Here is a 22,092-nt window from a genome sequence, read left to right as displayed (position 1 = left end):
ACAAGACCACCAAAGAGAACTCGCAAGGAGAGGGAACTCCATGAAGACCAATCTGATACGCATCGGCGCGGCCCTGGGAGCCGTGCTCGTCGCCGCCCCTACGCTGGCCCAGGATCTGACCCTGTGGAGCTGGCGCCAGGAAGACCGCGCGGCCTATGAACAGTTCATCGAGACGTTCGAGGCGGCCAATCCGGGCATCACCGTGAAGTTCGAAACCTTCGAAGCCACCAATTACAACACCATCCTGTCCACCGCCCTGGCCGGTGGCACCGGTCCGGACCTGGCCATGGTGCGCGCTTATGGCGGCCTCGAAAACGTCGCTTCGGCCGGTTATCTAGAACCTCTGAGCACCGAAACCGTGCCGGCCCTGGCCGATTTCTCCGCCGCGTCGCTGGCGGCCGAAAGCATGCGCTCGGACGGCCAGATCTATGCCGTGCCCTTCGCCAGCCAGACCCAGTTCGTCATCTACAACAAGGCGATTTTCGACGCCAATGGCCTCGAAGAGCCGCAGAGCTGGGCTGACCTGGAAGCCCTGGGCCAGTCGCTCAAGGATGCTGGCGTCATTCCCTTCGCCAATGGCACGGCAACCGCCTGGCAGAACGAAACCGTCACCTTCGGTCTCGGCTCCTCGTTGATGGGCAAGGATTTCTACGAAGACCTGATCGCCGGTGAGACCGATTTCACCGATGAGCGCTTCACCTCGGCTCTCGGCGAAGTCGCCGCGATTGCCGCCGACTATTTCCCCGATGGCTTTATCGGTCTCGACTATCCGTCCGCCCAGCAGCTCTTCGCCTCGGGTATGGCGGGCATGTTCATCGGCGGCTCCTATGAGCTGTCCAACTTCAAGAACCAGAACCCCGACATCGAGCTGGGCATGTTCGCCGCGCCCGGCGAGACTGCCGAGGACGAAAAGCTGGTGGCGGTCTATTTCGACGGTGGCTATGCGGTGAACGCCGCCACCCCGAACAAGGACGCCGCGATTACCTTCGTCAACTACCTGGCCAGCCAGGAATTCGGCCAGGCTTTCGCCAATACGCTCAACAACATCTCGACCGTGCCGGGCGTCACTTTCGACAACCCGCTGCTGGGCGAAGTGGCTGAGCTGAACCAGTCCTCGATCCCCTATCTGATGCTGGCCCACTTCCGCTATGGCGAGCCCTCCGGCTCGGTGCTGATCCAGGGCGAGATGCAGAAGCTGTTCGCCGGCGAAACCACGCCCGAAGCCATTGGCGAAGTGCTCACCACCGGCCTTGCTGCCTGGTACGAGCCCTTCCAGAACTAAGGCGGCCTCCCTTCGCCTGTATCTCCTCGCACCCCCACCTGACCTCCCCCTGACAGGGGGAGGGACCGGCTGGTGGGTGTGAGGAGATCACTCAAATACTCGATGCGGCTCCTCCCCCTTCTGCGGGGGGAGGCTGGGTGGGGGTGTACCCTCACAGAAATTCAAAGCGAGCCCAAATGCCCAAACTTCGGATGACAGGCCGTGGCCTCTGGATCACCTTCCTCATCGTGCCGCCGCTGGCCTTTGTGGCGCTGTTCATCGTCTATCCGATCATTTCGGCCTTCGCCTATGCCTTCTTTGACTGGCAGGGCCTCAAGCGCCTCGATTTCGTGGGCCTTGAGAACTTCCACACAGTGCTGTTTGTCGAGCCCTATCGGAGCTGGACGCTCAACGCCTTCAAGAACAACATCATTGTCTTTTTCGCGCTGATGGTTCTGCAGAACGGGCTGGGTTTCATCCTGGCCTATGCGCTCTGGCGCGAATTGCCCGGCGCCCGTTTCCACCGCATTGCAGTGTTCCTGCCCGTGGTGCTCTCCACCATCATCGTCGCCTATCTGTTCAAGCTGTTCTATCACCCGCTATTCGGGGTGGTGAACATCAGCCTGCGCGGTCTGGGGCTTGATGGGCTGGCGCAGCCGTGGCTGGGCCAGAGCGGCACCGCGCTCTGGAGCATCATTGCCGCCCAGGCCTGGCATATGGTGGGCTTCCCGACCCTGGTGTTCCTCGCCGGCATGCAGCGCATTCCGGGCGAGATTCTCGATGCCGTGCGCATGGAGACCGAAAGCGAATGGGTCAAGATCACCCAGATCGTCTGGCCGCTCGTCGCGCCCAGCGCCACCATCGTGTTCACCCTGCTCTTCGTGGGTGCCTTCAACTGGTTTGAGCTGCCCTACATCATGGGCGGGCTGGATGGGTCACCCTTTGGCTCGACCGATGTGCTGGGGCTCTATTTCTACCGCACGGCCTTTGGCAATGTGTCTGCCGGCCAGCAGGATTTCGGCCTCGGTTCGGCCTTGGCCGTGCTGATTTTCCTCTTCATCGCCGCCATCGCCACGGTCATCACCGTGCGCCTGCGCGCCAGGGAGATCCAGATATGAGCACCGCGACCACCACTGCCATGGCCTATCAGGACCGCAGGGGCATTCTGGGAACGCTGGGCCGCGACGGGCTGTTGCAGATCATCCTGATCGCCAACACCATCATTATGCTGGCGCCCATCGTCATCATGGTGTTTTCGGCCTTCAAGACCACGCCGCAGATATTCGCCTCGCCTTTCGGCATTCCCGATTTCACGCAAGTGGGCAACTTCGTGAAAATCTGGACCCAGACCAATTTCCTGCGCTACCTGCTCAATTCCTTCGTGGTCACCGGCGCCTCAATGGTCCTGATCCTGACCCTGGGCACCATGGCGGCCTATGCCATTGGCCGCTATGCCTTCACCGGCTCGAACTTCATCCTGATGTTCTTCTTGGCCGGGCTGACCCTGCCGCTCAAACTCGCCATCATCCCGCTCTTCATGCTGATGCGCGACCTCTCCATCCTCAACAATCAGCTCTCGCTGATCTTCGTCTATACCGCCATGGGCCTGCCCACGACGGTCTTCATCATGACCGGCTTCATCCGCACCCTGCCCAATGAACTTGAGGACGCCGCGCGCATGGATGGCGCCTCCGAAGCGCGTATTATGTGGTCGATCATGCTGCCTTTGGTGCGGCCCGCCATGGTCATTGCCGGCATCCAGAACGTCGTGCCGATCTGGAACGACTTCTTTTTCCCGCTGGTCTTCATCCAGAACGATGATCTGAAAACCCTGCCGCAGGGCCTGACGACGTTTATGGGCGAATATACCACCGATTGGGGTGTGCTGTTCTCCGGCCTGACCCTGTCTGCTGCGCCGATCATCCTGATCTATATTGTCCTCTCGCGGCAGTTCATCGCCGGCATGACCTCCGGTGCCGTCAAATGAAGCTGCCCAGGGGCCTTGTCGTCTCCTGCCAGGCGCGGGCCGATAACCCATTGCATGGTCCCCACTTCATGGGCGCCATGGCGCTGGCGGCGCGCGATGGCGGCGCCGCGGGCATTCGCGCCAATGGCCCCGCCGATGTCGCGGCGGTGCAGGCAGCGGGCCTGCCGGTCATCGGCATTCACAAGGTGTTTTCCGACAAGCACCCGGTCTATATCACTCCCAGTTTCGAGGCCGCCGCCGCAATTTCTGCGTCAGGCGCCGGGATTGTTGCGCTCGATTGCACCGAGCGCCCGCGCCATGGCGAACACCCCAGTATTCTCATCCGGCGCATTCAGGAAGAGATCGGCGCCGAGGTGTTTGCCGATATTTCCACGCTGGAAGAGGGGCTGAAGGCTGCCGATTGGGGCGCCGACTACGTCGCCACCACCCTTTCGGGCTATACTGAAGATACCCAGCCCAAGCCGGAAGAGCCGGATCTGGCCCTGCTCGATGCCCTGGCCGCCCGGCTTGATGTTCCGGTGGTGGCCGAAGGGCGCTACAATCGCCCCGAGCTTGTCGCCCAGGCCTTCAATGCGGGCGCGCATGCCGTTGTTGTGGGCACCATGATTACCAATCCGCGCGAAATCACCGCCATGTTCGTCAAACAGGGCGTGCCCCGGTGAGCCAGGTTCATCTTGGGCTTGACGTGGGCGGCACGGCCAGCCGCTGGGTGGCCTGCGATCCGGCGGGCGCGGTGCTGGCGCGCGGCCAGGTCGGCGGCGCCACTGCCCATGTGTTCAACCCTGCCGAACACACCCGGCTTGCCGCGGTGTTCACCCAACTAGCCGCCGCGATTGCCGAACATGGTCTCAAACCGGTCGCCCTGTCCGGCGGCCTGACCGGCTTCGGCGCTGCCGCCGCCGATGAGATTGCCGGCCTCGCCCAACAGGCGCTCGGCCTTCCGCGCGATGCCATCCTTCTGATGGACGACATCATTCTCGCCTACGCGGCCCATTTCCAGCCCGGCGCCGGACATCTGGTGTCCGCCGGCACCGGCTCCATCGGCATTCACGTCGGCGCGACCGGCGATGTCGTAAGGGTCGGGGGCAGGGGCATTCTCATCGACGATGCCGGCTCGGGAAGCTGGATTGCGCTCCAGGCGCTCGACCGGCTCTATCGCACCCTCGACCACACCGGTTCCTTTGCCGGACTGCAAGTCCTGGCCGATCAGATCTTCGCCCTGGTGGGCGGGTCGGATTGGCACGATGTCCGCCAATATGTCTATGCCGGCGACCGGGGCCGCATCGGCGCCCTGGCGATCGCTGTCGCCAGGGCGGCCGAGATGAGCGATGGGACGGCGCTCGAAATCCTGCGTCAGGCTGGGGTTGAACTGGCCTTGCTTGCCCAAGCCATGCGGGCCCGGGCCGGGAACCTGCCCATTGCCGTCATCGGCGGCGTGCTGACGCTCCACCCGGCTATTTTCGAAGCGCTGACCGCGCAATTGCCCGGTGTAGCGGTTTCCCAGCCGATCATCGATAGCGCCCTGGCGGCCGCCCGACTGCAGACAAGCCGTGACGGCGCAGATTGGCGGACACTGCTGGCCGAAGGGCCGCGGCTGGGCTGACCCAGTCAGACGACCAGCCTGCTCCGGGTCAGCTCCGCCAGCGATTGCTGGGAGCGGTCTTGCGGGCGGTTCACCGTCTGCACCCATTCGATCAACTGCGCCATTCCCGTCTCAAACTCCTGCGTCGGCCGGATGCCGAACAGCTTTTCGAGCTTGCTGATATCGGCGAAGCAATGGCGGATATCCCCCACCCGGTACTGATTGAGAATGGTGGGCGCGATATTCTTGCGCAACAGCCGCGCCAGTGTGGTCGCGATCTCGTTGACGGTCCGCGCCTGCCCGCTGCCCACATTGCACGCTTCCCACACCGCCAGGTCGCTTTCGAGCACGGTGGCAAAGGCATTGGCCACGTCGAGCACATGCACAAAATCGCGCTTCTGCTCGCCATCCTCGAAGATGATGGGCGGCTGGTCGTTGAGCAGGCGTGAGATGAAGATGGCCGCTACCCCGGTATAGGGATTGCTCAGCGCCTGGCGCGAGCCATAGGCATTGAACAGCCTGAGCGCCACGGTGGGAATCTTGAGGGCCCGGCCGACCGAGAGGAACATCTCCTCATGATCACGCTTGTTGACGGCATAGATCGAGGCGGGCTGGAGCAGCTTGTTTTCATCGGTGGGCACGGGCGACAGGTTCGCGCCGTTCTTGTTCAGCTCCCAGTGATGGGCCTGTAGTTGTTCGTGGTCGCGCATTTCCGGCATGACCGGGCGGCCGCTCTCCGCCTCGACATACTGGCCCTCGCCATAGATCGACATGGACGAGGCAACCGCCATGCGCCTGACCGTGTGCTCGGTGCGCGACAGCACTTCGAGCATGATGGCCGCGGCCATGGTGTTGTTGCGGGTATAATCGACAATATTGGTCATGCTCTGCCCGACCCCGACAGAGGCGGCGAGATGGGCCAGATGGGTAATGCCGGACAGGGCGCTCTCGAACACGCCGTCATCGAGAATATTGCCCTTGATGCGGCGGGCGGCGGGATTGAGATAGACCGGCCAGCCTTCGGCATCGCGGTCGGCATCGCCATGCACCTGTTCCAGCAGGCAATCGAGAACGGTGACCTCAAACCCGCGGGCCAGTAACAAGTCCACCAGATGCGAGCCGATAAAGCCGGCACCCCCAGTGACCAGAACGTGTCCTTTCGTCATTGTGTTACTCCTTACGCGCGTCGCGTCTCATGAGGTTTTTTCCGCCCCCGCTCGAATGGCGGTGGGCAATTTGGATTGGGCAGTGGAGCGTGCCGTTGCGCTCGACTTCTTGGTCCGGGCGACGCGGACCAGATCGTGATTGGCATCGGTCTTTTCGGTGCGTTCCCACACCAGCCCCTCATTGCGCAGAAACATGCGGAAACCGATCCAGAGCGGGATGAGCCAGACCAGCCACCACGCCAGGATAAAGACCGGATTGACTCGCAACAGATAGCGGATGCGGTCCTTGCGCGCGGGCAGCACCAGCGCCGCGCGGCGCCAGGTCCGCACATAAAGCGCGCTCATCGACAGAGTGAAGACCACCAGATTGGCCAGGGACAGTACGATGGCCCAATCAGGCAAGATGTTCTGGCCAGTCCAGGCCGACCAGGTGGCCCAGATTCCCAGTGGAAGGCCGATGGAGTTCAGCGAGAGCGACAGGCATGGCAGAAAGTTCAGCCAGGCCTTGAAACGGGCCGGCCAGGGCATGCCCATGGCCTTGAGCGGGTGGGTCAGGCTCTGGAAGAATCCTGCCACCCAGCGTTTGCGCTGGGTAATACCATGCGCGAAAGTCAGCGGTACTTCCTCAATCAAGGGGTTCTCGATCACCCCCAGCCGCTTGCCATTGGTCCAGAAGCGCATGCCCACCTCCGGATCCTCGATCGTCAGCCAGGGGTGGAAGCCGCCCAGCGCGATCAGGTCCGAGGCGCGGAAAAACAGCCCTTTGCCCAGCACCCAATAAGGGTGCTTTCCATTGGCCGAGAGATGCGGATATTTCGAACCGTCCCAGGCCATGTGGTCAAAGGCGTGCCAACTTGCCGCCCAGCTCGCATTGAGATTGCCGGCAATATTCTGGGCCTGCAGCACATCATATTGCCCCATGCCGGCGGCCGCAGCCAGGAAATGGTCGCTGGGCGGACAACTGTCCGCGTCGATGTAATTGACCAGGAAGTCCTGGGTGTCCATGACGCGTTCGGCAATCTGATAGAAGGCATAGATCAATTGCCTGGTTTTTTTCGGGGGCAGATTGCGGTTCTGCGCGAACTTGCCCTCATGCCACCAATAGGCCTTCTTGCAGCGGTCCCAGGCCTTCCACACCACCAGCCACGATTTGTGTGACGTGGCCGGCACCTCAATGATCTGGAGGAACGGAAACTCCTTCTGCAGCCGACGCAGCGAGCGCACGGTGAAGGCGTCGTCCGCATTGGGAATGGCCACGACGCTGAACTTGTCCTTGGGATATTCGAGCTGGGCCAGGCTCAGAAAGGTCGTGCGCATGGTGGATTCAAGTTCGCGCAGCACCGGATAGAACAGAACGATGTAAGGGTATTCGTCCGCTGGCTTGTCGCGCGCCGTATTGGGATCCACCCAGTTGACCGGGCGGGTGAAGAAATAGAGATCGAGCGATTGCGAGAGGGCGTAGGCGATCTGGACCGCGCAGAAGGCACCGACAAGCAATAGGCTCATTGTCTCGTTGGTTTCCATGGCCTGACCTCTCGCGACACTGCGTCTAGCCGCTCATCCCATCTTGCAGGGCGGAACGCTGCGTTGCCCCGTTCATGTAGCCCCTCCTGGAGTGGTTCCGGGCACTGTCCTGGTGCACCGCGAGCACGTTGTGCCGCCGGGGATGCTGCGGCGGCCGCCCTATGGCGTGGACCGCAAAACCGGCATTGAGAAAGGCTTGTGGATCAAGGAAATTGCGCAGGTCCACCAAGACCTTGTTGCGGACCCCCCGCCCCAGCCGCTCGGCGTCGAGCGTGGCAAATTCGGGCCAATGCGTCGCCAGCACAATGCAATCCGCCCCTTCGGCACAGAGATAGGCATTGTCCGCGAAGTGGACATCATGCAGATGCAACCGGGCCCGATTCATCCCTTGTGGATCAAACACTTGCACCTTCGCACCGGCCCGCTGCACGGCGTCGATCAGGGCCAGGGACGGGGAATCGCGCATGTCGTCGGTATTGGGTTTGAACGTCAGGCCCAACACCGCCACGACCCGCCCCGACAAACCGCCCGGCAGCGCTCTCGAGACGCGGCGACCCATGCCGCGCTTGCGGGCGTCATTGGATGCGATGACGGTTTCGACTAGCCGCAGATTGATGCCATATTCCTGGGCAATCGCCTGTAGCGCGGTCGTGTCCTTGGGGAAGCACGACCCGCCATAGCCGGGGCCGGCCTGCAGAAAAGCTTCGCCGATGCGCTCGTCCAGCCCGACGCCATGGGCGACCTGCTCGACATCGGCGCCAACCGCTTCGCATAGGTCCGCCATTTCATTGATAAATGCGATCTTGGTGGCCAGGAACGCATTGGCAGCGCATTTGACCAATTCCGCCTCCCGCCGGCCCATGCAGACCACTTGTGTTCCGGTCTGCTCCAGCGGCGCATACAGCGCTCGCAGCGTATTGCGGGCCGTTTCGTCCCCGGCGCCCACAACGATCCTGTCCGGTGCCATGAAGTCATCAATGGCCGAGCCTTCGCGCAGGAACTCGGGATTGGAGATCACCGAGAAATGCATTTCGGGTCGTGCCTTGTGCATCAGCGCCTGCACGCTGTCGCCGGTGCCGACCGGCACCGTGGACTTGATGATTACCATTTGCGGATGGATCGCCTTGGCGGCAATTTCCTTGGCCACAGCGAAGATGGCATCGAGATTGGCGCTGCCATTGGTCTGGGGCGGCGTGCCCACCGCGATCATCACCGCGTGTATTTCCTTGCCCAGTCTCGGCAGCTGGCTGCTAAAACCCAAGCGCCCCCGCGCTACATTTCGGGTGATCATCTCGGAGAGTTGCGGCTCGTAGATGGGAATCTGGCCAGCCTGCAGCCGCTCGACCTTGCTTGTATCATTGTCCACGCACATCACGTGGTGTCCAAGTTCCGCCAGGCATGCGCCCGAAACAAGACCGACATATCCCGAACCGATAATCATGAGGCGCATGGTTCTTACTCGCTCTGCTACGCAAACTAGAATCGTACGATGGGCTCGCTCCGGGCCGCCGCGGCGAAGACCGGCTCATGGCGCTGGGCCGGCGCCAGCGTCTGGTTGAGGCTGGCAAAGTAGCGGATGGTTTTGTCCAGCCCTTCGGCCAGGGGCACGCGTGGCGCCCAGCCAAGCAGCGTGCTGGCGCGGGTGATGTCGGGGCGCCGGCGGCGCGGATCGTCAACCGGCAGGGGGCGGTGGACGATTTTTGAGGACGCGCCTGTCATCTCGATGATGATTTGTGCCAACTCGCCCACGGTGATTTCGGTGGGATTGCCGATATTGACCGGACCATCGACCTCCGGCCCGGACGCCATCAGGCGCACAAAACCCTCGATCAGATCATCGACATAGCAGAACGAGCGGGTTTGTTGGCCCTCGCCATAGATCGTGATGTCCTCGCCGCGCAAAGCCTGCAGAATGAAGTTGGAGACCACCCGGCCGTCATCGGGCTGCATTCGCGGGCCATAGGTATTGAAGATGCGCACGATCTTGACCACCACGCCGCTCTGGCGGGCGAAATCGGTGAACAGCGTCTCGGCAAAGCGCTTGCCTTCGTCATAGCAGGAGCGAGGTCCTACCGTGTTGACATTGCCGCAATAGTCCTCGCGCTGCGGGTGAATCTCGGGGTCGCCATAGATTTCCGAGGTCGAGGCCTGCATGACCCGGGCACCGTCCCGCTGGGCGCGGTAGAGCACATTGGCGGCGCCTTCCGCACAGATCAGCGCGGTGCGGACCGGATCGCTCTGATAATGCACCGGCGAAGCCGGGCAGGCGAGATTGTAGATTTCGTCAAAGGCGGGCAAGTGCTCAGGCAGGGCGTCCATGACGTCATGTTCCACCAGCTCGAACCGGTTGCTGCGTGCCAGGGCCGCGACATTGGCCGGACGGCCCGTGTGAAAATTGTCGATGCAGGTCACCCGGTGCCCCTCGCCAATCAGGCGGGCACACAGATGCGAGCCGAGGAACCCCGCTCCACCTGTCACGCAGATGGATTTGGGCATGTCTGTCCGACGGCCGGTGCGCGTCTGACGCACCAGCCTTGTCGCTTTATGCTGCGGGCTCATTGTTGCACCAGGCCGGCGCTGAGCGTCAGATCCTTCGGTCGCGGCAAGGGCATGGGAATATCGAGCATGCCGACCTTGGCAACGGCACCGGTCAGCCAGCCACCCTCTGGCGGACGCGCCACCGCGCGAAACCCGGCTTCATAGATCGGCAGCAATCCCGCCTGATAGCTATATTCTACGACATCGCCGTCATAAATCAGTACCATATCAGCCGAGGTTACCTCGATGTCGTTGACTCGCACGAAGTCGATAAACAGGTTGCGGTCGAGCACCCCATCCTCACCGGCGCCATCCATGCGGGTGAACTTGTCATTGGTCAGCACCAGGCTGATTTCAGCATCCGGTGTCAGCAGGTCATCCGGGACCGTGAAGGAAAATTGTTCCAGAAACGAGCTGGGGCGCGGTTTCGTGAACAGGCGCCCGTCGGCCTCGGTCTTGATCGCCATGCGCAGCGTGCCGCTGCCCACCACGTTGTCATCAATCAAAAGATCAAAGCTTGGCGGGCCATCATAGGCCTCCCCGGCGATAGAAATAATGACCAGCGAATCGGCCATGGCGGGCAATGCCGCTATCAATGTCAGGGCGGTAGAGATGCCCAAAACTTTCGCATTTACTACTTGTGATATCTTGCACATCTTGACTCACCACTAACAAAGTTGCCGTACCACAAAGCTGTATGCAGAACGTCTCCCGCACCGAATGACTCTGTTAGGGGATAGTCTAGCTATTGATTTAAAATGGTGCCATTAATACAACGATCTAGATAGTTCTGTCTAATTGCCGCGCTCCGGTCCTTGCTTCATTTTTCTATTGGCAGGGTTGGTCGGTGGACGATTCGGGGAGGCAGCAGTGAAGCGTCGAGATTTAATTATTGGGGCAGCCGCTGCGCTGTCTGTAGGGCAGTTGATTGGCTGCGCCCGTGTCGACACCACCCAGACCGGATCGGTCACCGCGACGCCGGACCAGGCGCAGGCCCGCCAGCCTCGCCCGGCGACGCCGCCGCCGGTGCGCGCACTGCGTTCGGCCGCTTCCTCGCGCGGCCTTTATTTCGGTGCCGCCATTCAGAGCGCGACCCTGAGCGACAGCCGGTTCCGTTCCAGTGTGGTGCGCGACTGCTCCATCATCACGCCGGAATGGGCCATGAAATGGGACTCCATCGCACCCAGCCGGAATTACAATTATGGCGAGATGGACCAGCTCGCCAGCTTTGCCTCCCGCAATGGCCTGGCCATGCGCGGGCATACACTGCTCTGGCACAAGAGCCTGCCCCGCTGGGCCGCTTCGGCTCTTGCGTCCAACCGCGACTGGGCGGTGATCGATGATCACTTTTCCAAGATCATTGGCCGCTATGGCAATCAGGTGCGCGAATGGGACGTGGTCAACGAACCGATCGAACCCAATCATGGCGGAAATGGCTTGCGACAGAACCAGTTCTACAAGGCCTTTGGGGAGGCCTATATCGAACGTGCCCTGGAAGCGGCCAAGGCCCGTGCGCCGCGCGCGCGCATGGTCATCAATGAATACGGGCTCGAATATAATAGCGGCTATGAAGGCCAGCGCCGCCTCTCGCTGCTCCGCCTGCTCGAGCGTCTGCGCTCACGCGGCGCACCGGTCGACACGGTCGGCCTGCAGGCCCATCTGGATCTGCGCAAGGGCAATGTCTATGCCGATGGCATTTATGGCATGATGCGCGATATTCGTGGCATGGGGCTCAAGGTGGCGATCACCGAGCTCGATGTCGCTGAGGCCAATACTGGCCTTTCCATCGAACGGCGCGACGCGCTGGTGGCCGACGAAACCCGTCGCTATCTCGACATTGTCTTGCAGTTCAACAATGTTCTGGGTGTCAGTACCTGGGGGTTGAGCGATAGCCATTCCTGGTTGCGCACCCAGCGCAGCGCGTCCAATCGCGGCCTGCCCTATGATCGCGAATGGCAGGCCAAGCCCATGCACAGCGCCATCCTGACCGCCTTTGCATAAGGCAGAAAGGGCGCGCTCAGCGCACCATTTCCATCAAATTGGTGTAAAGGGCCCGCGTCTCCGGGCTCGGTTCAACGCCCAGTTCATTGGACAACACGCTGCGCATGGAGGTGTAGAGCTCTTTGACACGGGCATAATGCCGGCGCTCGGCCGCCTCTTCCATTAGGACGCAAACCGCATCTTCCCGATAGGGATCGAGTTCGAGCAGTCGGCGCGCACAAATGCTGCGCTCGGCCTGGCTGAAGCGCGTGCCCGGGCGCATCCCCAAGGCGATCCCGTCGACAGCATGCAGCAGCAGTTCATTGCGTTTTGAGGACAGCCAGTCTTCAAATTCCTGACCGCCGGAATCCTGGTTGGCGAGCAACTCCCCACCGTAGATGCGTGAAAGTTGGAGCGGGTTCAGCACAACGTCACCCTCGATGTGCCGGGACAGCTCGATCAGGTCGCAATACACGTCATCGCTAGGGGCCAGGTGCAGCGTCGAGTTGTTGGCTTGAATCAAGGTAAAGCCGTTTTCCTCCTGAACATGCCGGATGCGGGCCACCGCCTGACGCAGATTGGCGGCGGCCTTGCCGTCATCTGCATTCGGCCAGAACAGGGCGGCCAGCCTACCGCGTGCTTGAACCTGTTCAGGCGGGGAGAGGATCAAATACGCCGCGATCCGGAAAAAACTCGCAGGGACACCCTGGGCCAGATTGTTGCCTACGAGCAGACAACACGGACCAAGCAGCCTTACAGTCGTGTGATGCGGCGCTTGAGTACTCATCTGCGCCCTCCAACCCTTTTTTGCGCAGTCATGCTCCGTACGCGGACTGCCGATCTTACCCCAACTATGTATTACAACGTATAATTTACTTTGATCCTGTCCGGATCTCATCACCAAGCGCAATCCTTGCAGGTCGTTGGCTAACTCACGGCTTGATGCCGCTGGCAGCAAAGAACGCCCACAAATCCCGATTGACCGATGTGATGGCTCGGATGGCGGCCTGAACCCTTTCAAACTCAGTATCGTCCAGTGCTTCGGCCTTTCCGTATTTCAGTGCATCGTCAAACTCGACAATGCGCATCAATTGCGTGCCGCTCAATTCGCCATTGGAGTCGAATGAGTAGATGCAATGATTATATTTGTTCCTGACTTTGGCCTCTTTCTTGAGGCGCTCGGTCAGATCCAGCACCGCCGCCCTGGTCTCTGGTGGGGTTGCCGGTAGCTTGGCCAGCCTGTCGAGCAGGTCCAGCCGCGCCCGCGTGGTATTCAGCGTCAGGAAAATGATGACCGCAGCGTCCTTGGACGTTCCGGCCAGATGGGCGATCAGATAGATGAACAGGCTTTCCGTATTGGTCCACACATAGTTCAGCTGGCCGACCTGCTGGAGCACCTTATCCAGGCTGGGCATGGCGTTCACCCCAGGGCGGTGGCCCGGCGGTGGTCACCATGTCCAGAGCTGAGGGCGTTCTTGTCGAGCCTGTGCTCGTGCAGATAGGCGGCCGCCTGGGTCCGGTTGGTCACCCGAAGCTTGGCGATCAGATTGTGCACATGGGCTTTGACAGTATGCTCCGACAAGGCCATCCGATCGGCAATCAGCTTGTTCTGGTACCCCTCCGAAACCAGGGAGAGAATCTCCCGCTCCCGCGCTGTCAATGTGTCCAGCCCGTTTTCCGCGTCGCCGTTGGCCTGCTGGCTCTGCTGCACCGGAATCTCGACTGCCGGTCTTTGCCGGTTGACCGGAGCCGGATTCGCCGACGCTAGCGGCAGCGCGCCCGGCGAGCTCCGATGGACAGGCTCGAGATGATTGTATCTCGCACCCTCGTCCTGCGGCAGATATTCTCCGCCCGCCATGACCAGCCGCATCAGCGCAAACCACACATCGAGCGGCAGGGTTGTGGGCAGAATGCCCTGGATAAGCCGCCGTTCCGTCAATTGCGGGTCCACGACTGGCAGCCCATTATCGATGGCGATCGCAATGGCCGCATCGGGGAAGCGCCGCCTGCATTGCTCGACGACATCTAAACCGATCAGGCGGGCACCAGCGCCAAGCAGCACCAGCCCGACATCATGATCTGGCTCGCCTTTGTCGTCGATCCGGTCGACTAGAAAAACTTCCGTATCGCGAAAATGATCCTGTAATGCACTGCTAAGGCATTGGTATATGGCTTGTTGTGGTGCAACAAACACGAGCCGAAGTGTGTCGGATTTTGTTGACCGATCTTCGGTCTGACGCGGTCTACGCAGGCCGTCATAGAGGTTTTCACGCAATTTACCACTCCCTCACCTTGCGATTACTGTGAACTGGCGTCCACGGTTGTGTCTGGCACCATCGCGTCCAAGGTTGACAAAACGTTAACACCAGGGGCGTGACTCTGGCGTGATTCGTTCCCTGGCGAGATTAATTCAAGAGATTGATCTCTAGCCCTTTCGGGTCGGCGCAAATCAACCTTTCGATTGAGGTCCGGCGCATTTTCTCCCCCGTACAGGGGATTGAAAACGATCTAGCTCCCTGGCGCACCTGACATATGTTCTAAATCCATAAGATTAGCATTGGGTCCTTCGGCTTAGCCTGAAGTGGCGCCTATACTTTGCTTTCCAGTAGTCAATACTTGGTTTCGCAGCACACAATTTCGTGCGTTGCGCTGGGTAATGGGGTTCTGGGTGCCAAGGTGCTGATCAGATAATGCGTACAGCGCCAACAATCCGTGTCTCCCGCGTATGCCCTTCAAGTAAATGAGCAACCGAAATGCCTCCAATAGAGATGACAGGAGGTCTTGGTCGCTCAGCCATAGCCATCACCGAGGAGAGTACCAATGGCTGACAACTTCCAAAACAACGGCGCGTTCACCGACAACTCCCAACAGAATGACAATTCTCAGGACAACGATCTGAACGCCACCATCCAGGACAATGGGAATAACAAGTCACAAAATAACTCCAACAATGACAATTCCCAAGACAATGACTTGAATGCCACGTTGCAGGACAACGGGAACAACAAGTCGACAAATAATTCGAACAATGACAACAGCTCGAACGACGACAATAGTTCGAATGATGACAACAGCTCGAACGACGACAATTCAATCCATCTCGATGCTGACATTGACGATGTTGCGAACAACAAGTCGACAAACAATTCCAATAACGACAACTCGACCGACAATCAGGATGTCGGAAACAACAAGTCGATGAACAACTCGAACAACGACAACTCTCAGGACAACGATCTGGCTGTTGATGTTGATGATGTTGCGAACAACAAGTCGACGAACAACTCTAACAATGACAGCTCGACCAAGGATTCCAACAACGACAACCGCGATCAGTCGTCGCATTTTGCTATGGCCGACTCGCAAAATAACAACTCGATGAACGACTCCAACAACGACAACTCCCAGGACAACGACCTGAACCTGGACGTCGATGTTGATGACGTTGCCAACAACAAGTCGACCAACAATTCCCACAACGATAATTCGACGAGCAATCAAGACGTCGGAAATAACACAGATGTGGGAAACAACACGGACGTTGGAAATAACAAGTCCATGAATGATTCGAATAACGACAATTCGAATAATTCAACGAACAATTCCAACAATGATGCGTCCACTCACCTCGATGCCGACATCGACGTCGCCATCGCCGACGCCTTCAACAGCTCGGATGATGATGGTTCGCACAATTCCGATGATGACTTCGCCGATCTCGATATCGGCACCGCCACGTTGGACAATCTGTTCATCAATAGCGGCTCGCTCGAATTCGATCCGGGCGATGACGTTAACTTCGAGAACGTCTTCAATGGCGCCTTCTCGGGTGGCGGAGGTGACACTGGCTTTGCAATCAGCCAGGTGGCCGACATCGTCGACAACGACACCTTGAGCAACGTTCAGAACAATGCCAACGGCTCGTTCAACGCCCAGGCATTCGGCGCTCACGCTGACGCTTCTGGCAACGCCCAGAGTTCAAGCGGCGGTGACGATGCCTCGACCAGCGCCGGTGCGGACGCCAGCGCATATGTGTACGGCAGCGCCTTCAACATGGAAGTCGTGCTCGGTGCCAATCTGCAGCAGAACGCTGTCGATGCAACCGTGGTGGGTGGCAACAACCACATGTACAACGACGCCGGCAACGACGACGCATAAAGCGAGCGCCCCCAACGCTTGCCAAGGATCTGCGCGGTAGCGCCCCCACCGCGCAGATCATCTTACTTCCGCCAGTCCGCCGGGAAACGAATTGGCGAGTAGGAGGTGTCCCGTGTTTTTTCCAAGTGATCCATTTTCAGAAATTGTTGCCCACTTTCTCGGCTACTTCCAGATCGCTGCCGAGGACATGAAGGTCCGGCTGGAAATGGCCCTGGCCGAGCATGAGGCAGAAGCCGCGCCCGAAGCTCCGGAAATGCAGCAGGTTGCCGTCGATATGCTCCAGGTGTATGCCCTGGGCAATTACGTTCCCGGCGTGTTCTATGCCCCTCCCGAGTTCCTGATCCGCGGCGAGGTCATGTTTGGCCCGACCAATATCGGGCTCGCCAATACCCCCGATTTCACTGCGTCCGAACTGGACTCGCCGCTGTCGCAATGGCCTGCGGGTCCGGGGGACCTTGTGATCCCGCTAATCGGCATCGAGCCTGGCTCGGTCATCGCGGTGATCTCCCAGACCATTCACCTTTCCGATGATGATGTTTTCATCATGGGCACACTGGACGAGCCACTGACTTTCCGCTCAGGCGCCGACACCGGACTGCTTGGCCTGCAGGCCGCAAGCAATGATGTGCTCGGCCCCATCGGCAACGGCCCAGGCATTTCGCGCTATGACGATGTGCCCTTGGTCATGGACGTGGTGGGCGCGACCGCCAAAGCCCACCAATCCAATCCTGGCACCCAGTTCGAACAAGTCGAGTCTTTGACCGGGACCTATGTCAACGGCAAGATCGAAGAGGAAGTACCCGAACTGGCCGATGCGCTGCCAAAGCATCTGCAGGATGAGATCGAGGATGCGCCCGAGTCCCACTCCATCGAAGTCACGGGCGAGCACGAGGCGCACATCCAGATCGAGAGCGACAACTCGCAAGGCTCCGTTACCTATAACAGTGGCGGCAACTTCTTGCTCAACGAAGCCACCGTACTCAATGGCGGCCTGGTCGGGACGCACTTCGTCGTCGGCGGGAATTTCCACCAACTCGATGCCATCATCCAGACAAACGCCTTCAGTGATATCGACTATGTTAACGATGACCTGCCGCTGTCCGCCAAGGCAGGCGGGGGAACCAACGCGGTCAATGTCGCCAGCTTCGTGCAGGAAACGTTCGATACCGCCGGCGACAATGCCGAGGCCAATCCGGGTGTCATGCCGCAGACCTGGCAGGTCACCTGCGTTTCGGGCGACGTCATCTTCCTCGAATGGATGAAGCAGCTCACCTTCATGTCCGACGCGGATATGGGCGTGCTTACTGCCTCAGGCAGCGATGCCGTTGTCACCAGTGGCGAGAACATTGGTTTCAACGGGGTGAACTTCGCCAATATCGGATTGCTGTTCGATCTCATTCTGGTCGGTGGCAATGTGTTTGATGCCAATGTCATCGTGCAGAACAATATCCTCTACGACAATGACACTGTCACCATGCTCGGTGCTGGTGAGGATGGGGACTATCCTGCGTCCGGAGAGCTCAACACCAGCGGCAACCTGCTCTGGAACCAGGCCGTCATCCACAATGTCGGAGCCACCGAGGTAAAGTCCGGGATTTCCGATCACTACAAGGACGCGATGGACGGCCTTGCCGGTGGCAATAAATCCATGCCGGCCAGCTTCTATTCTGCCGAGGATTTTGAGGGCATCGCGATTCCGCGCGTGCTCTACATTTCGGGTAGCCTCTATGATCTGCGCTATATCGAGCAAACCAATATTCTCGGAGACAGCGACTTTGTCGCCTTGCAGAAAAAGGCCTTCCTCGATGGGCAGCCCGTCACCGAGTGGAACATCGATACCGGCTCCAATGCCCTGGTCAATATAGCTGCCATAAAAGACTTCGACACCTTTGGTGACAGCATCGAAGTGGGCGGCAACCACTACTCCGACTCCATCCTGATCCAGGCCAATATCCTCGAAGCTCAGGGCGACGGGGAGGATGACAACGCTCTGGTGAGCGAAGTCGTTGCCTTCCTCGATCACACCGAAACGCTCGCCGACAACCCCGACTATTCCGCCCTTGGCGACACGACTCATGACGCGGCCCCGGTCGACCTCATGCAATCCGTTCTCGCGTAATTCAGTTTCCGGATAGAGCACATGACATTTGAGCACCTGAGCCGCACCGACCAACAGGCGCTGGGCCGTCAATTGCGCCACGCCAACCGGGCCCGGTCCGATCGGATGGATCAGATCATGGACGATATCCACCTGGCGGCTGCCGAGTTGGACGAGCTGGCTCGGGGCTATGCATCGCCCTCCCAGACCGGTGCGGACAACAAGGCACAACGCGCGGTGGAATCGCCCTCCGCCAAGGGCTCCAATGGCGCCCCGCCGCCGCGGTCAGTCTTGCGTCCACGGCCTTCCGAGAGCCAGACCGCGCCCACCGAGAACACGGATCGTCCAGCCCAGGACGACAATGTGACGCCGGCGCCCGCACAGGCGGCAGCGCAGGCTGAGGAACAGGCGGAGCCTGCCAGCAAGCCCGCCCCGCAAGCGCGGCAAACTGCGCCCAACCTTGAAGAATCCGCGCCGCCGCCGAAAACGGATGAACCTCAACCCGCACAGGCAGACGAAGCCCGCGCGGAATGGCCACAACGCGACTTCCGAACCCCGGAACCAGACAAGCCTGAAACCCGCATTCCACCCATCGTGGAGGGTGACCGCGGGCCACTCAAATCGACCAGCAAGACCTCCTCTGGCGATGGCGGTGGCAAGGGCTCGAACGGCTCGGGCAATGGAGGGGGCAGGGGCGGCGGCGGCGCGGGCTTTCATAAACGCGCCGCCCAGCCCAATTTCACCCAGAGTCTGGCCAACGGCATGGCTGCGGTGCGGACCAATCTGGGCATCGTCATGGGGTTTACGGTCTTCATCAATATTCTGGTGCTGGCGATCCCGATCTACCTGTTCCAGATCTCGGATCGCGTGCTGACCAGCCGCTCGACGGACACGCTGGTCATGCTGACCGCCGCGGTGGTCGGCGCCGTGGTGTTGCAAGCCATTCTTGACGCCGTCCGCCGCTTTATCCTCATGCGCACTGCCGTCGAGATCGCAGTGCAATTGGGGTCTCCCATTCTCAGCGCTGCGGCGCGCGCCTCTCTGCACAGCAATGGACGCGACTATCAGGTCCTGGGCGATCTCCAGCAATTGCGCAGCTTCATCGTTTCAGGAACCCTGCTGTCCTTCCTTGATGCGCCGATGGCGCCGCTCTTCGTGCTGGCGGTGTTTCTGATCCATCCTCAGCTTGGACTGATTGTGGTGGGTGCCTCGATCTGCCTGCTGATCATCGCCATGATCAACCAGCGCATGACCGCGCAACCTTTTACCGATGCCAACAATCTGCTGAGCCGAGCCGCCCTGCACCTCGATTCCATGTCGCGCAATTCCCAGATCATCAACGCGCTGGCGATGATTCCCGAAGTCGTGCGCATCTGGGGCCGCGACACGGCCGCGTCGCTGCGGGCCCAGGTGCGCGCCCAGGATCGCAACATCATCATGTCGAGTATTTCCAAGGGGGTGCGTTTGCTCACCCAGGTGGCCATGCTCGGCTGGGGTGCCTTTTTGGCCATCCAGGGCGAAATTACCGGTGGCATGGTCATTGCCGGCTCCATCATTGCCGCGCGCGCCCTCACCCCCATTGAAGGCACCATTGAAGGTTGGAACGGCTTTTCTCAGTTCCGCGCGTCCTTCGGCCGCATCAAAGGCCTGCTCCATTCCAGTCCGTTCAATTTTGAGCGCCTGCTGCTGCCCGAGCCCAAAGGGCGGCTCGATGTTGAGCGCTTGCTATTCGTGCCGCCACCCAACAAGAAGGTTCTGCTCAACGGCATAACGTTTTCCCTCATGCCCGGAGAATCCCTGGCCGTGATCGGCAATTCGGGATCCGGCAAGACGACGCTGGGCAAGATGCTGGTGGGCTCCATCCTGCCGACTTCAGGCTCTGTGCGGCTCGACCTGATGGATCTGCGCAACTGGGACCAGCGCCAGTTCGGCGAGAATATCGGTTATTTGCCGCAGGACGTGCAGCTTTTCCCCGGCACCATCAAGGCCAATATCGCCCGCATGCGTGAAGATGTCAGCGACAGGGATATCTTCGATGCCGCTGTCCTGGCTGATGTACATGAGTTGATTGCAGGTCTTTCGCAAGGTTACGAGACATTTGTCGCGGCGGATGGCGCGCCATTGTCGGGTGGCCAGAAGCAGCGCATCGCCCTGGCGCGTGCTTTCTTCGGCAATCCCAAGCTGGTGGTCCTGGACGAACCGAACTCCAATCTGGACTCGCAGGGCGAGGCGGCGCTCGCCAAGGCGCTCGAACATGCCCGCAAGCAGAAGATTACCGTCGTGACCATCACGCAGCGTCCGGCCCTTCTCAACGTGGTGGACAAGATTTTGGTGCTCAACAACGGCTCGGTCTCCATGTTCGGCACGCGGTCCGAGGTCATGGCGGCTTTGACCGGGAAATCGGGGAACAATCCCACGGCCATCAACGCGACCAGGCCCCGGGGGGAGAACTAGACCATGTCGGCCGTTGGCGAATTGCAGAACCTGGAATGGTATAGTGGTGTACCTCGCTCCATCCGCACACCCGTCTGGATAGGGGCGCTGCTGGTGGCTCTGGCCTTCGGGGGCTTTGGGACGTGGTCGGCGACCGCGCCGCTCTCGGCTGCTGTCATCGCCCAAGGCAGTTTTGTGGCGACCGGCGAAAACAAGATCGTCCAGCACCTCGAAGGCGGCATCATCAAGGACCTGCTGGTGCGCGAAGGCGACAAGGTGATCGCCGGGCAAAGCTTGCTGTTGCTCGACGAGACGTCGGCAAACGCGACAACCAAGCAATTGCAATTGCGTGTCATTCGACTTGAGGCCATTCGCGCCCGGCTCAATGCCGAAGCCCTGGAACTGGATGAGTATGTGCCCCCAGATTCAGTGAAGGACCATATGGGCAATCCCGACATTGCTGCGGTGGTTGAAAGCCAGCGCACCAATTTCAAGGCGGGGCGTGAAAAGCTCAGCAACGAGTTGCAGTTGATCGAGCAGAACCTGGCCGCATTGCGCTTCCGCATTTCGGGCCGCCAGGCTCAGATCGAATCCATGCAAAGCCAATTGGCCCTGTTGCGCGAGGATCGCGCGGCCATGCGTGAGCTGTTTGACAAGGGCGTGGTCGCCCAGTCCCGCGTGCGCGTTGCGGAGCGCGCCATTCTCGATGCGGAGGGCGATATCTCCCGCCTCGAGTCTGAAGTTCAGGAAACCCAAACCCAGATCGAAAAATACACCGGTGAGATGGTCCAGGCGCGTGACGCTGTGCGCCAGGCCGCGCTCGATGAAATGCAGACGGTGGAAGCCGAGCTCGAAGCGCTGCGCGAACAGACCCTGCAGGCGCAGAACGTCCTCAACCGGACAACGATTTCTTCCCCGGTCGCGGGCACCATCGTCCGCATGTACTACCATACCACCGGCGGCGTGGTGGAAAGTGGCCTGCCGATTTTCGAGATCCTTCCGGCGGGCGTCCCGCTAATTGTCGAGGTCCAGATTCCGCGCATGCAGATTGACGAGGTCAAAGAGGGGCAGGCAGCCAATATCCGGCTGACGGCTCTCAATCAGCGCACCACGCCAGTGCTCGAAGGCGAGGTGCAATACATTTCCGCCGATACGATCGCCGGTGTCGAGGGCACTCAGCGGGACGTCTATCTGGCGCGCATCACCATTTCACCTGACCAGATCGGACGCATTCCCGGCTTCTCCCCCACACCGGGCATGCCGGCCGAAGTGCTGGTGCGGACGCGCGAGCGGACCTTCCTCGATTACCTGATCAAGCCGGTCACTGACTCCATGGCACGTGCCTTCCACGAGCAGTAGCCGGGC

18 protein-coding genes are annotated in these 22,092 nt (G+C 60.2%); 10 read left to right on the top strand and 8 right to left on the bottom strand.

Features of this window, described 5'->3' with window-relative positions; translation table 11 throughout:
* The first annotated feature begins 40 nt into the window (after positions 1-40).
* The 5 genes from GO014_RS13855 to GO014_RS13835 all read left to right on the top strand — a co-directional run bounded on the left by GO014_RS13855 (position 41) and on the right by GO014_RS13835 (position 4,851).
* Entirely contained in the window at positions 41-1,282 is a 1,242-nt protein-coding gene (locus GO014_RS13855; protein WP_157290927.1) for an extracellular solute-binding protein, read from the top strand.
* A 176-nt stretch (positions 1,283-1,458) separates the two neighbouring features.
* Entirely contained in the window at positions 1,459-2,379 is a 921-nt protein-coding gene (locus tag GO014_RS13850) for a carbohydrate ABC transporter permease (protein WP_104892293.1), read from the top strand.
* Positions 2,376-3,248: a carbohydrate ABC transporter permease gene (locus GO014_RS13845; RefSeq protein WP_246204634.1), complete on the top strand. Its 873-nt coding sequence runs from the start codon at positions 2,376-2,378 to the stop codon at positions 3,246-3,248. Before GO014_RS13850 ends, GO014_RS13845 begins: the two co-directional genes overlap by 4 nt.
* Positions 3,245-3,910: an N-acetylmannosamine-6-phosphate 2-epimerase gene (locus tag GO014_RS13840; protein WP_157290926.1), complete on the top strand. Its 666-nt coding sequence runs from the start codon at positions 3,245-3,247 to the stop codon at positions 3,908-3,910. Before GO014_RS13845 ends, GO014_RS13840 begins: the two co-directional genes overlap by 4 nt.
* Complete coding sequence (locus tag GO014_RS13835; RefSeq protein ID WP_157290925.1) at positions 3,907-4,851, top strand: BadF/BadG/BcrA/BcrD ATPase family protein; 945 nt, start codon at positions 3,907-3,909, stop codon at positions 4,849-4,851. Before GO014_RS13840 ends, GO014_RS13835 begins: the two co-directional genes overlap by 4 nt.
* Positions 4,852-4,856: 5 nt before the next feature.
* Here GO014_RS13835 and GO014_RS13830 read toward each other — a convergent pair whose 3' ends face one another.
* Genes GO014_RS13830 through GO014_RS13810 form a run of 5 tightly spaced genes read right to left on the bottom strand, consistent with a single transcriptional unit; the run spans position 4,857 to position 10,633 of the window.
* Positions 4,857-5,996 carry an NAD-dependent epimerase/dehydratase family protein gene (locus GO014_RS13830; RefSeq protein ID WP_157290924.1) on the bottom strand — a complete coding sequence of 380 codons (1,140 nt, stop codon included), beginning with the start codon at positions 5,994-5,996 and terminating at the stop codon, positions 4,857-4,859.
* Positions 5,997-6,023: 27 nt separating this feature from the next.
* Complete coding sequence (locus GO014_RS13825) at positions 6,024-7,520, bottom strand: glycosyltransferase family 2 protein (protein ID WP_157290923.1); 1,497 nt, start codon at positions 7,518-7,520, stop codon at positions 6,024-6,026.
* Positions 7,521-7,545: 25 nt separating this feature from the next.
* Positions 7,546-8,970 (bottom strand): UDP-glucose dehydrogenase family protein, encoded by a 1,425-nt coding sequence (locus GO014_RS13820; RefSeq protein ID WP_157290922.1) that lies wholly within the window; start codon positions 8,968-8,970, stop codon positions 7,546-7,548.
* A gap of 26 nt (positions 8,971-8,996) precedes the next feature.
* The gene (locus GO014_RS13815) at positions 8,997-10,016 is read right to left on the bottom strand and encodes a UDP-glucuronic acid decarboxylase family protein (RefSeq protein WP_210252459.1); all 1,020 of its coding nucleotides are present in this window, start codon (positions 10,014-10,016) and stop codon (positions 8,997-8,999) included.
* 59 nt (positions 10,017-10,075) lie between these two features.
* Positions 10,076-10,633 carry a carbohydrate-binding domain-containing protein gene (locus GO014_RS13810; RefSeq protein WP_157290920.1) on the bottom strand — a complete coding sequence of 186 codons (558 nt, stop codon included), beginning with the start codon at positions 10,631-10,633 and terminating at the stop codon, positions 10,076-10,078.
* A gap of 295 nt (positions 10,634-10,928) precedes the next feature.
* Here GO014_RS13810 and GO014_RS13805 point away from each other — a divergent pair, with 295 nt between their 5' ends.
* The gene (locus GO014_RS13805; protein WP_157290919.1) at positions 10,929-12,059 is read left to right on the top strand and encodes an endo-1,4-beta-xylanase; all 1,131 of its coding nucleotides are present in this window, start codon (positions 10,929-10,931) and stop codon (positions 12,057-12,059) included.
* 16 nt (positions 12,060-12,075) lie between these two features.
* Here GO014_RS13805 and GO014_RS13800 read toward each other — a convergent pair whose 3' ends face one another.
* The 3 genes from GO014_RS13800 to GO014_RS13790 form a co-directional block, all read right to left on the bottom strand.
* Positions 12,076-12,708: an AfsR/SARP family transcriptional regulator gene (locus GO014_RS13800; protein ID WP_179952978.1), complete on the bottom strand. Its 633-nt coding sequence runs from the start codon at positions 12,706-12,708 to the stop codon at positions 12,076-12,078.
* A gap of 262 nt (positions 12,709-12,970) precedes the next feature.
* Positions 12,971-13,453 carry a hypothetical protein gene (locus GO014_RS13795; protein ID WP_157290917.1) on the bottom strand — a complete coding sequence of 161 codons (483 nt, stop codon included), beginning with the start codon at positions 13,451-13,453 and terminating at the stop codon, positions 12,971-12,973.
* Positions 13,454-13,458: 5 nt separating this feature from the next.
* Positions 13,459-14,313 (bottom strand): response regulator transcription factor, encoded by an 855-nt coding sequence (locus GO014_RS13790; protein ID WP_157290916.1) that lies wholly within the window; start codon positions 14,311-14,313, stop codon positions 13,459-13,461.
* Positions 14,314-14,858: 545 nt separating this feature from the next.
* On the opposite strand from GO014_RS13790, the gene GO014_RS13785 reads away from it, so the two are divergent.
* From GO014_RS13785 to GO014_RS13770, 4 genes are all read left to right on the top strand, one after another.
* Positions 14,859-16,196 (top strand): hypothetical protein, encoded by a 1,338-nt coding sequence (locus tag GO014_RS13785; protein WP_157290915.1) that lies wholly within the window; start codon positions 14,859-14,861, stop codon positions 16,194-16,196.
* 112 nt (positions 16,197-16,308) lie between these two features.
* Positions 16,309-18,315: a hypothetical protein gene (locus tag GO014_RS13780; protein WP_157290914.1), complete on the top strand. Its 2,007-nt coding sequence runs from the start codon at positions 16,309-16,311 to the stop codon at positions 18,313-18,315.
* 21 nt (positions 18,316-18,336) lie between these two features.
* Complete coding sequence (locus GO014_RS13775) at positions 18,337-20,748, top strand: type I secretion system permease/ATPase (RefSeq protein ID WP_246204633.1); 2,412 nt, start codon at positions 18,337-18,339, stop codon at positions 20,746-20,748.
* A 3-nt stretch (positions 20,749-20,751) separates the two neighbouring features.
* The gene (locus GO014_RS13770; RefSeq protein WP_157290913.1) at positions 20,752-22,086 is read left to right on the top strand and encodes an HlyD family type I secretion periplasmic adaptor subunit; all 1,335 of its coding nucleotides are present in this window, start codon (positions 20,752-20,754) and stop codon (positions 22,084-22,086) included.
* Positions 22,087-22,092 lie beyond the last annotated feature (6 nt).

Source organism: Devosia marina (assembly GCF_009758415.1).
GTDB lineage: Bacteria > Pseudomonadota > Alphaproteobacteria > Rhizobiales > Devosiaceae > Devosia > Devosia marina.
Note: the sequence above shows the minus strand (reverse complement) of the source record. Positions and strands in the feature narration are given on the sequence as shown.